A 13307-nucleotide genomic window follows, 5' to 3' on the forward strand; every position below is an offset into this window, starting at 1 on the left:
TTAATGCGGATGACTTTCCCGCATTTACAGCACTGGACGTCTTTCTTGATTTGCGGTTTTAGCAAAGCAAGAAAGCGAAGGTCGAGACCGCTTTTTGGCTCGAGCTGGTCCCGCTACAGATGGAATTACTGCTGACCGGAAGCGACATACAACAACTTCTTATGAGACAAAAAAAGGACCACCTAACGGCAGTCCGACAATTATTTTTAAATTTTACTTGTCACTATTCATTTGATCGACAAATGCCTTGAATGATGACTTCTTGATGTCAGCACCCTTACTATTGACCTTTGATTCAGCAAACTTGCTTAATCTCTTCTTTTCACTTTTGTCTAACTTTTTCATTCTTAATACCTCCATGTCTTATTCAGACCATATGAGTTATTGCAAAGGAAATAGTAGGCGTTGTTAGCGTTGAAGCTCTTTCTTGTGTAATTCATATTTGATCACGACTCCATACTAACGCAAAATATCAGATGTGCAAGTTTTGATACTTTTAGAAGAATCCACGATCATGAATTCCCATATAGCGGCGGAACACAAAGCGAACACCATAGGCAACTACGGCAACGATGAAGTAACCAATCCCATTCAATGATGGATTAATCGTTGCTGGAACGAATGTCATGGCTCCTAAGAAAACAAACATCAGCATTAAGCCAACGGCTAAGTATCCAATTGTGATACCCCAACCTGGACGTTCTTTCTTAGGTTTCTTCATTTGAATGTTAAACCATGTCAATAAAGTTCCCCACATTCCTGAAAGAATAACTAGGGTAATGATACCAGTTTGATTACTGGTACTGGAATCCTTATTAGTCAATGCAACGATCCCGTACAATAATCCAAACAAGGCAAAGAACAATAGCGAATTATCTACTGATGATGCCCAGAAGGGTGTTTTCTTAACGGGTTTTACTGGGTGAGCAATATCTCCAGCTTTTTTAGTTACAGGACCATACAATTGATTAGCTGGTGTACCTTTGATCTGATTATCAATGATCTCTGGCATCAACTTATCGATTGCTTCTTTGGCCTCGTCTTCTTTGAAACCATCGCCAAGCAAGTGCTTGTTCAGTTTGAAAACATACTCTTCGTTTTTATTACTTAGTTGTGAACGCAAATCATCAGGACTAGTAGCATAAATTTGTTCCGTAGTCTCTGATTGTTTCAATTTCTTAGCTGCAGTAACTTTTTGCTTTTCCGCAGCTTGCTTATTCTTCTCTCTTAAATCGTCAGCCATTAATTCTCCCCCAAATTATACGTTGAATCTAAATTCAATAATGTCACCGTCTTGAACTTCGTAATCCTTACCTTCGACACGTAGTTTACCAGCCTCTTTGACAGCTTGTTCACTACCTAAGGCATCCAAATCATCGAATGACATAACTTCGGCACGAATGAATCCACGTTCAAAGTCAGAGTGAATGATACCGGCAACTTGTGGTGCTTTCATTCCTTCATGGAATGTCCAGGCACGTGTTTCTTTTCCACCAGCAGTGAAGAAAGTTCTAAGTCCTAATAACTTATAACTAGCTTTGATCAACTTATCTAGACCTGATTCTTTAACACCTTCGGCTTCAAGGAAGTCACGTCTGTCATCATCATCTAATTCAGCGATTTCTTCTTCAGTCTTAGCAGAAACACCAATAACTTGGGCGTCTTCTTTTTTAGCATAGTCTTCGATAACTTTGTAATACTTCGATCCTTCAGGGTCAGCCATGTCATCTTCGGCAATATTAGCAACATACAATACCGGCTTGGATGTTAGTAAGAATAATCCCTTAACGATCTTTTGTTCATCTTCATTGAAGTCGATCGTTCTAACTGAACCACCATCTTCAAGAACTGGCTTGATCTTCTTAAGTACTTCGAATTCAGCAATAGCATCTTTATCTTTGGCACTCTTAGCCATTTTTTCAACTTTGGTGTAACGCTTGTTGACACTGTCTAAGTCAGCGATACTTAGCTCTAAGTTGATAGTTTCAATATCATCTAGTGGATCGACTGTTCCGGTAACACTAGTAATGTTGTCGTCATCAAAAGCACGAACAACGTGAACAATTGCGTCAACTTGACGAATATTCTCAAGGAACTTATTACCAAGTCCCTCACCTTTACTGGCACCTTTAACGATTCCGGCAATATCAGTAAATTCAAAAGTTGTGTGAATTAATTTTTTGGCAGGGATCAAATTATCGATTCTTGTCAAACGCTTATCTGGTACCTCAACCATCCCAACATTAGGGTCGATCGTAGCGAACGGATAGTTCGCCATCTCTGCACCCGCCTTTGTTATGGCATTGAATAGTGTTGATTTTCCAACGTTAGGTAATCCTACGATTCCGGCAGTTAAAGCCATTATAAATTCTCCTCATTTCCGTCAATATTTGGTCGTGCAATTTGTGTCTGCTTCAAATAAAATTCTTCTTGGCTTTCATCAACTTGCGCAGCTTCAGTTATTATTTTTTTAAATTTCTTTTTAAAATCATTTCTAGGGATCATCACGATATGACCACAGCCAAGACACTTGATCTTGATATCTGCACCCATTCGAATGACCTCCCATTTGTTAGCCCCACAAGCATGAGGCTTCTTCATCATCACAATATCGCCTAAATTAAACATAAAATATCCTCTTAATCCAAATTAATCCCTAAAATATCCAAGATACGATTCAACTCTTCAGTATTAGTAAAGTCGATCTCCAATTTTCCATGACCACTGCGAGTTTCCTTCACAGCTACAGAAGTATCGAATTTTTCAACCAACTTCTCTTCAGTCGCACGGATATAAGGTGATTTAGATTTAGAAACTTTCTTCTTTTTCTTAATATCATGTTTAGTTTCAGTAGCTAATTGTTCCAGCTGACGAACGGTTAGATCCTCGTTAACTGCACGTTTAGCTAATTTATCGATTTGTTCTTTATCTTTCAAGCTCAATAGAGTTCTAGCTTGACCCATTGATAGGTCGCCATTTTGTACTAACTTCTTAGTAGCTTCTGGCAGATTCAACAGACGCAAGTAATTAGCAATGTAGGGACGACTCTTGCCCAAACGTTGTGAAACTTGTTCCTGTGTCAAGTTAAGCTTTGAGATCAAAGTTTGATATGCATCAGCTTCTTCAAGCGGCGTTAGATCCTCACGTTGCAAGTTTTCTAGTACCGCGATCTCCATCATCCCTGATTCGCTCAATGGACGAACGATTGCTGGAATAGTAGTTTGCTTAGCGATCTTACTTGCACGGAAGCGACGTTCACCAGCAATGATTTCAAAACCATTCACACTCTCACGAACGATGATAGGTTGGAAGACACCGTTTTGTTGGATCGATCTAGCTAATTCATTCAAAGCGTGTTCGTCAAAGGTCTTTCGAGGTTGATATGGATTAGGACGAATATCATCCAGTGATAGGTCAACGACGGTTTCACTATTTTCGTCGATTGCTTCAAATTCAGAAAAAATTGCGTCAATACCTTTTCCAAGGCCTTTTTTATTTTTGTTTGATGCCATTACGCTTTAACACCTCCTTAGCAAGGTCACAATAAGCTTCTGCCCCACGGGACTTGTCATCAAAATCTACGATTGGCAATCCGTAACTAGGCGCCTCAGCGAGTCGTGTATTACGTGGAACGATTGCTTTATAAACCTTATCACCGAAGTATGATTTCACTTCATCGACCACTTGTGCACCCAAATTAGTTCTAGCATCGAGCATCGTCAGGAGTACACCTTCGATTGCCAAATTATTATTGAAATGCTTCTGAACTAAACGGATGGTATTCAAAAGTTGGCTCAAACCTTCCAAAGCATAGTACTCACTTTGAACTGGAATAATGATCGAATCACTGGCAGTGAATGCATTTGTAGAGAGTTGTCCCAAAGATGGTGGACAATCGATCAAAATAATATCGTACTTGTCATCAACCTCTTCTAAACCTGCACGAAGACGTGTCTCACGTGCCATCATCGTTGTTAATTCCATTTCAGCACCGGCCAATTGAATCGTAGCTGGCACAATATCAAGATTCTTATGTTTAGAATGAATAATTGTTTTAGCGAGTGGATATTCATTCACCAAGACGTCATAAACATCCTTCTCTACATTGGCCTTTTTAATACCCAAACCGCTTGTAGCATTGCCTTGTGGATCAATATCTACTATCAAAACTCTTTGACCTAAGTCAGTTAAGCACGCACCAAGATTGATAGTGGTAGTTGTCTTACCTACACCACCCTTTTGGTTCGCAACGGATATTTTTCGTGCCATTTTACTCCCCTATTCTTTGAAAAAATACATACATTAAATTTTAACATTTAATAGTAGTTAATTTAAGGTCATTTGATTATTTCACGAGTGGCTTTTTAGCTGGAGTTCCCGGTTTTCTTGGATATTTAGCCGGTGTATTTTTAATTTTGTCGATAAAAATAAAGTTTCTGATGCCTTCATTATTTGGTAATTCAAATGATTTTTGTTCTGTCACTTGACCACCAAGAACTTGGATCGAATAAGTAGCGTTATTCAATTCTTCCGGAGCTTTTTCCGATTTCATAGCGATGAAAGTGCCATCGACCCTTGCCATTGGTAGACAGAGCTCGGTTAAGACATTCAATGCTGCAACGGCTCTAGCCGTTACAATATCGAATGTCTCACGATATAACTTATTCTTGCCGACCTCTTCAGCTCGTCCATGAACCAAAGTTACATCGTCTAAGCCTAATTTATTAACTAAGCCATCTAAAAATTTGATCCGCTTATTCAATGAATCTACGATCGTGATCTTTAACTTAGGATTAACGATTTTTAGCGGTATCGAAGGAAAACCAGCACCTGAACCAACATCACACAACGTCAACTCTTCCGTTAATAGTTTGTCATCTACAAAGTCCAAGACTAATGAATCATAAAAATGCTTCAAATAAACCTGGTCTTTTTCGGTGATCGAGGTCAGATTCATGACCTTATTCGTTTCAACTAATTCGTGAAAATAAATTTCAAATTGTTTCTTCTGCTCATCATTTAATTCAATGCCTTTTGCGGCTAATGCTTGATAAAATTCTTCCGGTTTCATTTACACCCTCCACTCGTGAAACACATGTTTCACACTTCTTAATCCTATATTATTCTAGTACTGAATTCAATGCTGAGTTACCGTTATAAGTGATAGCAAAGTTTACCTTTTTGTTGTATATGCAACTAAAAAGATATATTATATTCACAATTTCTAAAAACAAATCTGACAATGATCTCTGGGAGAAAATATATGATAACAGTTAAAAGAACCGATGAATTAACACCAAAAAAATTGATAGATATTTTAAAAGCCCGTGTAGCGGTGTTCGTGGTTGAACAAAATTGTCCTTATCAAGAAGTTGACGATGATGATTACAATGATCTGCACGTCTGCCTAAGTGAAAATGGTGCGTTACAAGCCTATACTCGTATTATTGAAGATAGCGATAAGATTCACTTCGGACGCGTCTTAGTAGTGGAAAAGTATCGTAAACAAGGCTTAGGTGAAAAAGTAGTGGCAGCAACAATTGCGGAAATCAAAAAAAGATTTCCTGGAAAGACTATTCAGATCCAAGCACAAGCATACTTGCAAAAATTCTACGCCGGTTTTGGTTTCAAACCTATCTCCGATGTCTATCTAGAAGATAATATTCCCCATCTAGATATGGTTATGGAATTTTAAAAATAATTTTATTACTCAAAGAGCACATAGGTGCTCTTTTTTGATACTATTACTATTGTATCCTTGAGGGGGAAAAGTAAAATATGTCAAAATTCATTAAAAACAATCCGGTTTTAATCGCCATTTATGTAATCATTGCCATTTTATTTTGCGTCATCAATACGTACCTAGGACTAGCAGCAATCATTATCGAACTAGTGATCTTAGGAACGATTTACACCAAAAGTAAAGGTGAGAAAACACCAGCAAATGACTATTTAGCCAAAGTTACTGGTATTGATCGATTAGACAAAACAGTAGTTACAACTAAAGACTTCTTCGTTATGGAAGCCATCGCCTTTGTGCTCAACATGCTTTCGATCTTTAGATTACCTGTTTTAACGATCGACTCGACTGTCAGCAAGCTAAATCTCGATAGCAATATGATGGCTTCAATCGGCTCTATTTCTCACAAGAGTGGTCTAACGCTATTTGATATCGGTCTCTTATTAACAAAAGCAAGTACACCGTCAAAATACATTCAGTATGGTAAGTACGCCATTGTTATTACAATAATCTTTGCCTTTATCGGTGCAATTTCTCAACTACTGAAAAAATACAGCAACCCTATTTTACTGATTTGTTCCATCTTCCCAGCTGCCTTTTACATCATTGCTTATATTGCCAGCAGCAGTAACGTTATCATCAAGCGTATGATCGACACAGGCTTTTATATGGGTCTCTTGGCATCGATCGGTTTGACTGGTATTGCATTGCTTAAGATGAGTATTCTAAAAGATACCGCACCACAAAAACGTGAACGTGAAGAGAGTAGTTTTAAATAATTATCTAAGACGCAGAAATGCGTCTTTTTTTATTAGGGCAAAAAATTCGACAACTCCTCACAAAAGGTTTAACAATTTTCATTAAGAAGCCAAATACATTTTATTAGTTAAAAATTGGCTTCTATGCTAGGCGAATTACAATGACTAAAGAAAAAGATGAATCTGATAAAAAAACTGATAAAGAAACAATCGAAGAACCCGCTAAAAATACTACTGAAGAAAAACCAGCAGCAAATAAATTAGAGCACACTAAAGAAATCTTCCAAATAATTATTAAAAAAAGAGGCCTGATAAGTTTCGTAGCCATTACACTGATCATAGTTCTATTCATTGGTTATTTAACCGGAGTCTCACATTTTTCTAAAGACCAACAGCTCGATGCACTCTCCAATCAAATAACTAGTGGCAAAATCAATCAAATGGAGAGTGCCGTCGTAACACCTCAAAAGCACTCCATTGCTGCTAAAGAATTGCAGCCTTTAAAGAAATTATTGGCCAAGGATAAAACCACTTCTGGACAAATCAAAACGATCATTGGACATGAAAGTTCTTACAGTAACTTTCAAATAATACAAGTTGGTACTTATTTCGGAATCTATCCCAAATACAAAGTGGCATTGGAAAAACGAAATATTGTAGTAGAAACAAATGCTTACAAACCTTCATTCAAAGTAAATGGGAAGACTTCGCCTGCTAAAAGAGACAGTAACGAATACTACTTGGTCAAAAGTTTTCCCGGCTCTTATACTGTGGACGTCAAAAATAAATCTGGCAGTTATCAAAAAACAAAGAATGTCGTCGTTCCTGTTTCGGGAAATTGCGATGAGACAGACATCAATATTACAATGAGACGTTCTCCCGCCATTTAGTGTCAATTAACCTCAATTTAGTTTCTTTTATTTGTCACATTTACATATCAGGGTGTATATTTATCCTGAGTGGATATATTTGGCGAAATGTCTTATTTTCATAAACGCTTTCAATTGTATATACCATTGATGATATTTGTGATTAAGACTACAATTATTTTTAAATAAATGACATATAAACTAAAGAAAAGGGAGATGCATCTATGTACCGATTTTTTGCTCAGCCACAAGTAGATGAAAAAAATAAATCAATTTTTGGCTACGAACTCTTATTAAGAACAGATGACAACGGATCATGGAAACTACCCGAAGATTTCACGGCTATCTCTATCGACGAGCAAGCAAATCTCCTGGAAAAAATATCACATAAATTGGATACCGCCTTACACAAGGTCGTTTTGGCATTCAATTTGAATCAAAAGCAAGCTAATGATCCCATAACTCTTGGCTCGATCATTGCTTTGAAAAAACGTATTGACCCAGCTGCCTTAACGATCGAATTGACCGAAGCGCCTACCTTGTCCGAAATGAAAGAAATCAGTTCTCTGCTTCACCAATACGATATTGATGTCGTTCTCGATGACGTTGGAACTGGTTCTAACACGTATGACAACGTTAAATATTTGTTGCCTTATGTGGATCAAATCAAGTTTGCCATGCAAAATTTACGCATGAGTGGAAATGCATCTAAGATCCCCGAATGTTTAGCATTCTGGGTTGACTTGGCTGATAAATATCGCTTGGATATCGTCCTCGAAGGTGTCGAAGACAAGGCCGATCAAATTCTAGCTAAAAAATTTGGTATTAATATTCAACAAGGTTATCTGTACGGAAAACCTGCTTTAGTTTAAAAAATACTTAGCACTCATTATTTGAGTACTAAGTATTTTTTTATCCAATCGAATCCCATGTAGGTAAGACAATTGGTTCTTGATCTAACATATCTAATTCATCTTGAGTCAGATATTTTTTATTGATGACCACATCATAGACATGATCATTAAACCACGCATCATCCATCATGAAGTAACCTTTGTCGCCATTAGCTTCTCCCCAGGAATTCTCCACCTTCCAACGATTTGGTGCATCATTTACCACATTGACCCCGGTTAATGTCATTGCGTGAGAAATATTGGCTTCCTTGTAATCTAAGGCTTCCCCACGACTCATTTTAGTATCGATCCCGAACAACTGATCAGTTTGATACAAGTCACCTGAGAGCATCCCTTTAGTCCGTTGAGACTGTTTGCCGACATCGTTACCAAACCAAACTGTATCATTGCCCTTCAACTGAGCGATCGTCATTTCCTTTAGCCGTTTCATTGGTAAATTCAAAAATGTTGTTTGAGTACCACCGACTACATTACCTTCAGTATCGATCGTATAGAGTTTGCCGTATTCTTTAGAATCTTGCGGAGCATTCAGAATATCAACGTAATCATCCAGATTCATTGCAAAATATTGTTTGAAAAACTCCTTAGGTGTAATACTAGGATCTTCGATCAATTGGCCGTTATCATCTCGTATCGACAATTCAAACTGCACTGGTGGTTGACCAAATGAATATGCACAGACCTTATATACCTCTGTAAGCATTGCTTCGATCCGTTGATCGATCTCTGCTTCAGACTTACCAGCCTTGACCAGCTCACGTAATTCGATCCCGTTCTTACGTAGCATAATTCCGATCGTCGAATTAAAGGCTGATGTATTATTAGAAACAGCTGTTTCTGGCATGGCATAAGCTGGAACTACACCGTACTTCTTGATCAGATCCGTCGCATATTGCCAGAATCCACCGTCACCAGTCGGATGACTGAACAATGAATTGACCTTGCGATCAGTAATTGGTAAATCTGCCGTTTCAATGATTCCTTGATAAAAATAATTAGCCTTTTCCAAACGATCCCAAAATGAGATATAATTTTGAGATAGTTCGAAATCTTTGACATTGTATCTCATCGCAAATTCAGTTCGCAGATTAGTTAGTGATGAAAACAGCCAACAACGTCCTGAACGTTTTTGATTGGATACTTTGCCAGTTGGGACTTCAATGTTAAAAGTTGGATTCAATTTACTCTTAGCATCGATATTCTGAGCAGCTTGAAAGATACCTACTTGCGCCACAGCGTTTTTCAAGACATTATTGGAAACATCTTGATTTAAGTTCTTTCGAAAATCTGCTAAAATCGTTTTATTAATTTCTTTAGTCAACTTAATCACCTCATTAACTAAATATATTACAATAGTTATATTAATATTGGAGAAAATTATGCCTGAAACAATCAAAATTGCTTACTTATACGAAGATTTAATGAATACATATGGAGATAGCGGTGACGTCAAAATCCTCGCCTTCTTACTCAAAGAACAAGGTTACGACACCCAAGTTGACAACATTAGTTTAGGCGACGATTTCAACGCGTTTGACTACGACTTCCTATTCTGGGGTGGTGGCCAAGACTTTGAACAATCCGTTGTTGCTAAGGATCTCGTTCGTCACAAAGATACGATCGACAAATACATCAACGCCAACAAGCCAATGCTGTGCATCTGTGGCGGTTATCAATTCCTCGGTGCCTACTATGAGACATCCAACGGTGAAACGATCAAGGGCTTGGGTATTTTGCCATTTCACACCGTCTTTAAAGCTGACAGTCGCATGATCGGTGATACCGAATATGAAACTGAATGGGGCAAGGTTCGTGCTTTCGAGAACCACTCAGGACGTACATATTTCGATGACAAGTCAGTCCTCAAGCCATTTGGAAAAATGATCGAGGGCTATGGTAATAATCCTGAAGATGGTAATGAAGGTATGCGTTACAAAAATACTATCGGGAGTTACTCACATGGTCCTATTCTTAAAAATGAAAATGTTGCTCGCGCGATCGCCGATAAAATCATCATTTCACACAAAGAACGTATGGCAGCTGCCAAATAAAAAGATCCGACATAAATTTGTCGAATCTTTTTTATATTCTAATCCAAGAATTTATTTGCTTTTAAAATTGCGGCTGAAATGGCTGGTGCTATGATGACTGCGGCAATCATTTCAGGCAATCCATTGGTTCCTACAATGACTAGCAATAGTTTATTAAGCAGATCAGTCTGGGTCGTATAAGCCTGCGACAGAGCACTGGCATACATAATTCTCATTAATCCTAAAACTAATAAAGTATTGGTCAATGATCCAATACCGGCAGTAATCCCCATGGCAACAACTCGTTTTTTGAAACGATTCTTCAGCGCCAGATAAACATATCCTGCTACTAAGCCAACGATCACACGTGGTAAAACGGCTACGATAGGATTAGTAAAGACCGTTGTATCGATGATCGAGGTGGGACTGGTAAAGGCTCGTACCATTGTACCTAAACCCCAGACAAGGCCAACGATAGCACCGTCTTTAGGCCCCAAGACTATCGCTGCCACTATGACGGTTATATGAATTATCGTAATATTGATGAAACCTGTAGGAATGAATCCTAAAAATGGTACCAGTGATTGGACGAAGATAATCGCCATCAAGATACCTAGAATAGCAATGCGGTAGGCTTTTCGTTTTTGCATTTACTATAAACCCCTCAAAATTATTTCCTTAATTTTATATTAAAAACTGTCAGTAATCAAAAAAAAGAAGGTTTGATGGTGGATTCCGCTGACGGCGATCAACAATTCCATCTGCCGAAGGACCGGTCTCAAACTCCTTTTTCGACCTCGCTTGGAAGCCTGTAGTCTTCCAAGTCGTCCAATGTACTAAGCGATAAATCGCTAAGTACATTTTTACGGCGGATTCCATTGTTGATCGACATCAGCTAGGTTATGTTCATTTTAGAATAGTAGCTGCTTAGAAATAACAATAGCACGTAATGACGAACGGACAACTCATATCCAAATCATCATTACGTGCTATTGTTTTATGATTAACTTAGCTGGAGGTCAGCAGTAATGGAATCAGTAGCGATTGTGGTGTTAATGTGGTGGTCTTCCACATTTACAGCACCTGGACGTCTTTCTTGATTTGCGGTTTATGCAAAGCAAGAAAGCGAAGCTCAAGACCGTCCTTTGGCTTGAACTGGTCCCGCTACAGATGTAATTACTGCTGACCGGAAGCGGCCCAACCAACTTTAAAAATCAGCTATTCACCTTCAGCTGCATCAACCGCTTTTATAACGGCGTTACGGAAACCATATTCTTCCAATGCTGCTACACCTTTGATAGTTGAACCACCTGGTGAAGTCACTTCGTCCTTTAGTGCTGACGGATTGAGATCCGATTGCAAGGCTAGCTTGCTGGCTCCAATTGCCATACCAATAGCGGCGTCATAAGCTAACTTACGATCTAATCCATGCTTAACACCGGCATCGCTTAAGGCTTCAATGAACAGATCTAAGAAAGCAGGACTGCATCCAGCGACGGTTCCTAAAATACCTAATTGTGTTTCTGGAACTTCTACTAATTGACCTGTATATCCCATGATTGAAGCAACTTTTTTCTTTTCATCAACTGTGAACTTTTCGGAATAAGTAATTCCTGTGAATCCAGCACCGACTTTAACTGGTGTATTAGGAATGGCATGGGCAACTTTAGCATCTGGCAGTGCTTGTCTGAGTTTAGCAACTGTGGCACTACCAGTAAAGGCAATGACCAACTTGTCCTTACTGATCGAATTCAACTCGGAAAGTACACTGTCGAGTGCATTTGCACCAACACCAATAAAAATAGGGTCGGCGTTTTCCATTTGTTTGATCTTTTGTACCATTTTGAATCCTAAATGTTCTTGCAAATCTTTAGTACGATTTGATTTACCACCTTTAACAATGATTTCTTCAGCATCAAAACCATTTTTAACTAATCCTGTGATCACAGCTCCACCGATACTACCTGCACCAATAAATCCAATCATGTCTAATACCCCTTTTCAGTATTTGTTGATTCTTTTATCTTATATATTCTATACAAAATTCATAAAAATATAAAACTAATTGTGTAAATATCAGTATACATAATATACAGCCAACAAATTAATAATAACCGTCTCTTTTCAATGATAATTTTTAATATTTAAGATATGCTAAATGTATACAAATATACTAGGGGGATCTATTTATGAAAAACTATCGCTCCAGATATGAATTGAAGCGAACTGTTAAAAACTTACTACATCGTGATCGCAAAAAGGCATCACTATTATTCATGCTTCCGATGTTCGTTATTATTTTTATGCAATTTACTGGTAACTCAACAACCGATTTCATGGCCGGAAATACGATCGATCAAAGCTACTTAGCAAAGAATATTGCAGTTACTGGACTAGCTAGTTTTATCTTCGGCGCAATTTTTTTACTTATTACTCAATCCGCTAACTTTAAGGGACTTGACTGGATAAGAGATCCTGAAGAGGATTTTGACCCACTGCCAAGTAATTTCACTTACTTCCGTAATCCCGACTGGTGGCGTCTAATAGTTGTTTATATCTTAATGAATATCTTCATATTCTTATGGTCCCTACTCTTATTTATTCCTGGAATCATAAAGGCACTTTCTTATTCACAAACCTACTTCGTCTACAAAGATCTAAATGATCGAGGTTCGGATGATGGCTATTCATTGACCGACTACATCACGATCAGCCGCAGGTTGATGGATGGAAATAAATGGCGTTATTTCGTTTTGCAACTTAGCTTTATTGGCTGGTGGATGTTGGCAGGAATAATTGCCAGTTTTGGTAGTTTAGCCAGCAGCATGTCAACCTTTGTCAGTACTTTGTTATTAGCATTGTATATGCTGTGGTTTTATCCATACTATTCAATGACTATGGCTAACTTCTATAATGATTTGGTTGAACAAAATCCAGATTTATTAAATCGATAATACTAAAATGTGCCTCTGAGAAATTTTCTCAGAAGCACATTT

17 protein-coding genes are annotated in these 13307 nt (G+C 38.1%); 6 read left to right on the plus strand and 11 right to left on the minus strand.

Annotated elements, in window-relative coordinates:
- Positions 1–213 precede the first annotated feature (213 nt).
- The 7 genes from U8519_RS06185 to rsmG form a co-directional block, all read right to left on the minus strand.
- Complete coding sequence (locus U8519_RS06185) at positions 214–345, minus strand: hypothetical protein (protein WP_334329431.1); 132 nt, start codon at positions 343–345, stop codon at positions 214–216.
- Between the two features lie 151 nt (positions 346–496).
- Positions 497–1243, minus strand: coding sequence for a DUF1129 family protein (locus U8519_RS06190; RefSeq protein WP_334329432.1), 747 nt, complete (start codon positions 1241–1243; stop codon positions 497–499).
- A gap of 15 nt (positions 1244–1258) precedes the next feature.
- Entirely contained in the window at positions 1259–2362 is a 1104-nt protein-coding gene (gene ychF / locus U8519_RS06195; RefSeq protein ID WP_334329433.1) for a redox-regulated ATPase YchF, read from the minus strand.
- Positions 2362–2628, minus strand: coding sequence for a DUF951 domain-containing protein (locus tag U8519_RS06200; protein ID WP_334329434.1), 267 nt, complete (start codon positions 2626–2628; stop codon positions 2362–2364). Before U8519_RS06200 ends, ychF begins: the two co-directional genes overlap by 1 nt.
- An 11-nt stretch (positions 2629–2639) precedes the next feature.
- A complete protein-coding gene (locus tag U8519_RS06205) occupies positions 2640–3512 on the minus strand; it encodes a ParB/RepB/Spo0J family partition protein (protein WP_334329435.1) in 873 nt (290 codons plus the stop codon).
- Complete coding sequence (locus U8519_RS06210) at positions 3493–4269, minus strand: ParA family protein (protein WP_334329436.1); 777 nt, start codon at positions 4267–4269, stop codon at positions 3493–3495. Before U8519_RS06210 ends, U8519_RS06205 begins: the two co-directional genes overlap by 20 nt.
- A 76-nt stretch (positions 4270–4345) precedes the next feature.
- Positions 4346–5071 (minus strand): 16S rRNA (guanine(527)-N(7))-methyltransferase RsmG, encoded by a 726-nt coding sequence (gene rsmG / locus U8519_RS06215; RefSeq protein ID WP_334329437.1) that lies wholly within the window; start codon positions 5069–5071, stop codon positions 4346–4348.
- 192 nt (positions 5072–5263) lie between these two features.
- Between rsmG and U8519_RS06220 the strand changes: the two genes are divergently transcribed.
- The 4 genes from U8519_RS06220 (at position 5264) to U8519_RS06235 (ending at position 8239) form a co-directional block, all read left to right on the plus strand.
- Positions 5264–5695, plus strand: coding sequence for a GNAT family N-acetyltransferase (locus U8519_RS06220; protein WP_334329438.1), 432 nt, complete (start codon positions 5264–5266; stop codon positions 5693–5695).
- A gap of 83 nt (positions 5696–5778) precedes the next feature.
- Positions 5779–6519, plus strand: a complete 741-nt coding sequence (locus U8519_RS06225; RefSeq protein WP_334329439.1) for a hypothetical protein — start codon at positions 5779–5781, stop codon at positions 6517–6519.
- Between the two features lie 140 nt (positions 6520–6659).
- Positions 6660–7388 (plus strand): hypothetical protein, encoded by a 729-nt coding sequence (locus U8519_RS06230; protein ID WP_334329440.1) that lies wholly within the window; start codon positions 6660–6662, stop codon positions 7386–7388.
- A 203-nt stretch (positions 7389–7591) separates the two neighbouring features.
- Positions 7592–8239 carry an EAL domain-containing protein gene (locus tag U8519_RS06235; RefSeq protein ID WP_334329441.1) on the plus strand — a complete coding sequence of 216 codons (648 nt, stop codon included), beginning with the start codon at positions 7592–7594 and terminating at the stop codon, positions 8237–8239.
- A 40-nt stretch (positions 8240–8279) separates the two neighbouring features.
- Here the strand turns inward: U8519_RS06235 and U8519_RS06240 are convergent, their stop codons facing one another.
- Positions 8280–9611, minus strand: a complete 1332-nt coding sequence (locus U8519_RS06240; RefSeq protein WP_442892127.1) for an aminopeptidase C — start codon at positions 9609–9611, stop codon at positions 8280–8282.
- A gap of 49 nt (positions 9612–9660) precedes the next feature.
- Here U8519_RS06240 and U8519_RS06245 point away from each other — a divergent pair, with 49 nt between their 5' ends.
- Positions 9661–10332 (plus strand): type 1 glutamine amidotransferase, encoded by a 672-nt coding sequence (locus U8519_RS06245; protein ID WP_334329443.1) that lies wholly within the window; start codon positions 9661–9663, stop codon positions 10330–10332.
- 38 nt (positions 10333–10370) lie between these two features.
- Here the strand turns inward: U8519_RS06245 and U8519_RS06250 are convergent, their stop codons facing one another.
- From U8519_RS06250 to proC, 3 genes are all read right to left on the minus strand, one after another.
- Positions 10371–10961, minus strand: a complete 591-nt coding sequence (locus tag U8519_RS06250; protein WP_334329444.1) for an ECF transporter S component — start codon at positions 10959–10961, stop codon at positions 10371–10373.
- A 49-nt stretch (positions 10962–11010) separates the two neighbouring features.
- Positions 11011–11190, minus strand: a complete 180-nt coding sequence (locus U8519_RS06255) for a hypothetical protein (RefSeq protein WP_334329445.1) — start codon at positions 11188–11190, stop codon at positions 11011–11013.
- Positions 11191–11529: 339 nt separating this feature from the next.
- Positions 11530–12297: a pyrroline-5-carboxylate reductase gene (proC, locus tag U8519_RS06260; RefSeq protein WP_334329446.1), complete on the minus strand. Its 768-nt coding sequence runs from the start codon at positions 12295–12297 to the stop codon at positions 11530–11532.
- A 203-nt stretch (positions 12298–12500) separates the two neighbouring features.
- On the opposite strand from proC, the gene U8519_RS06265 reads away from it, so the two are divergent.
- Positions 12501–13265, plus strand: a complete 765-nt coding sequence (locus U8519_RS06265; protein ID WP_334329447.1) for a DUF975 family protein — start codon at positions 12501–12503, stop codon at positions 13263–13265.
- Positions 13266–13307 lie beyond the last annotated feature (42 nt).

The sequence above is a fragment of the Companilactobacillus sp. HBUAS59699 genome (assembly GCF_036913575.1).
Taxonomy (GTDB): domain Bacteria; phylum Bacillota; class Bacilli; order Lactobacillales; family Lactobacillaceae; genus Companilactobacillus.

Excerpts from the sequence above, each read along its gene's own strand:
- U8519_RS06185 (WP_334329431.1), bottom strand. The coding sequence starts at position 345 with ATGAAAAAGTTAGACAAAAGTGAAAAGAAGAGATTAAGCAAGTTTGCT.
- U8519_RS06190 (WP_334329432.1), bottom strand. The coding sequence starts at position 1,243 with ATGGCTGACGATTTAAGAGAGAAGAATAAGCAAGCTGCGGAAAAGCAA.
- ychF (WP_334329433.1), bottom strand. The coding sequence starts at position 2,362 with ATGGCTTTAACTGCCGGAATCGTAGGATTACCTAACGTTGGAAAATCA.
- U8519_RS06200 (WP_334329434.1), bottom strand. The coding sequence starts at position 2,628 with ATGTTTAATTTAGGCGATATTGTGATGATGAAGAAGCCTCATGCTTGT.
- U8519_RS06205 (WP_334329435.1), bottom strand. The coding sequence starts at position 3,512 with ATGGCATCAAACAAAAATAAAAAAGGCCTTGGAAAAGGTATTGACGCA.
- U8519_RS06210 (WP_334329436.1), bottom strand. The coding sequence starts at position 4,269 with ATGGCACGAAAAATATCCGTTGCGAACCAAAAGGGTGGTGTAGGTAAG.
- rsmG (WP_334329437.1), bottom strand. The coding sequence starts at position 5,071 with ATGAAACCGGAAGAATTTTATCAAGCATTAGCCGCAAAAGGCATTGAA.
- U8519_RS06220 (WP_334329438.1), top strand. The coding sequence starts at position 5,264 with ATGATAACAGTTAAAAGAACCGATGAATTAACACCAAAAAAATTGATA.
- U8519_RS06225 (WP_334329439.1), top strand. The coding sequence starts at position 5,779 with ATGTCAAAATTCATTAAAAACAATCCGGTTTTAATCGCCATTTATGTA.
- U8519_RS06230 (WP_334329440.1), top strand. The coding sequence starts at position 6,660 with ATGACTAAAGAAAAAGATGAATCTGATAAAAAAACTGATAAAGAAACA.
- U8519_RS06235 (WP_334329441.1), top strand. The coding sequence starts at position 7,592 with ATGTACCGATTTTTTGCTCAGCCACAAGTAGATGAAAAAAATAAATCA.
- U8519_RS06245 (WP_334329443.1), top strand. The coding sequence starts at position 9,661 with ATGCCTGAAACAATCAAAATTGCTTACTTATACGAAGATTTAATGAAT.
- U8519_RS06250 (WP_334329444.1), bottom strand. The coding sequence starts at position 10,961 with ATGCAAAAACGAAAAGCCTACCGCATTGCTATTCTAGGTATCTTGATG.
- U8519_RS06255 (WP_334329445.1), bottom strand. The coding sequence starts at position 11,190 with ATGGAATCCGCCGTAAAAATGTACTTAGCGATTTATCGCTTAGTACAT.
- proC (WP_334329446.1), bottom strand. The coding sequence starts at position 12,297 with ATGATTGGATTTATTGGTGCAGGTAGTATCGGTGGAGCTGTGATCACA.
- U8519_RS06265 (WP_334329447.1), top strand. The coding sequence starts at position 12,501 with ATGAAAAACTATCGCTCCAGATATGAATTGAAGCGAACTGTTAAAAAC.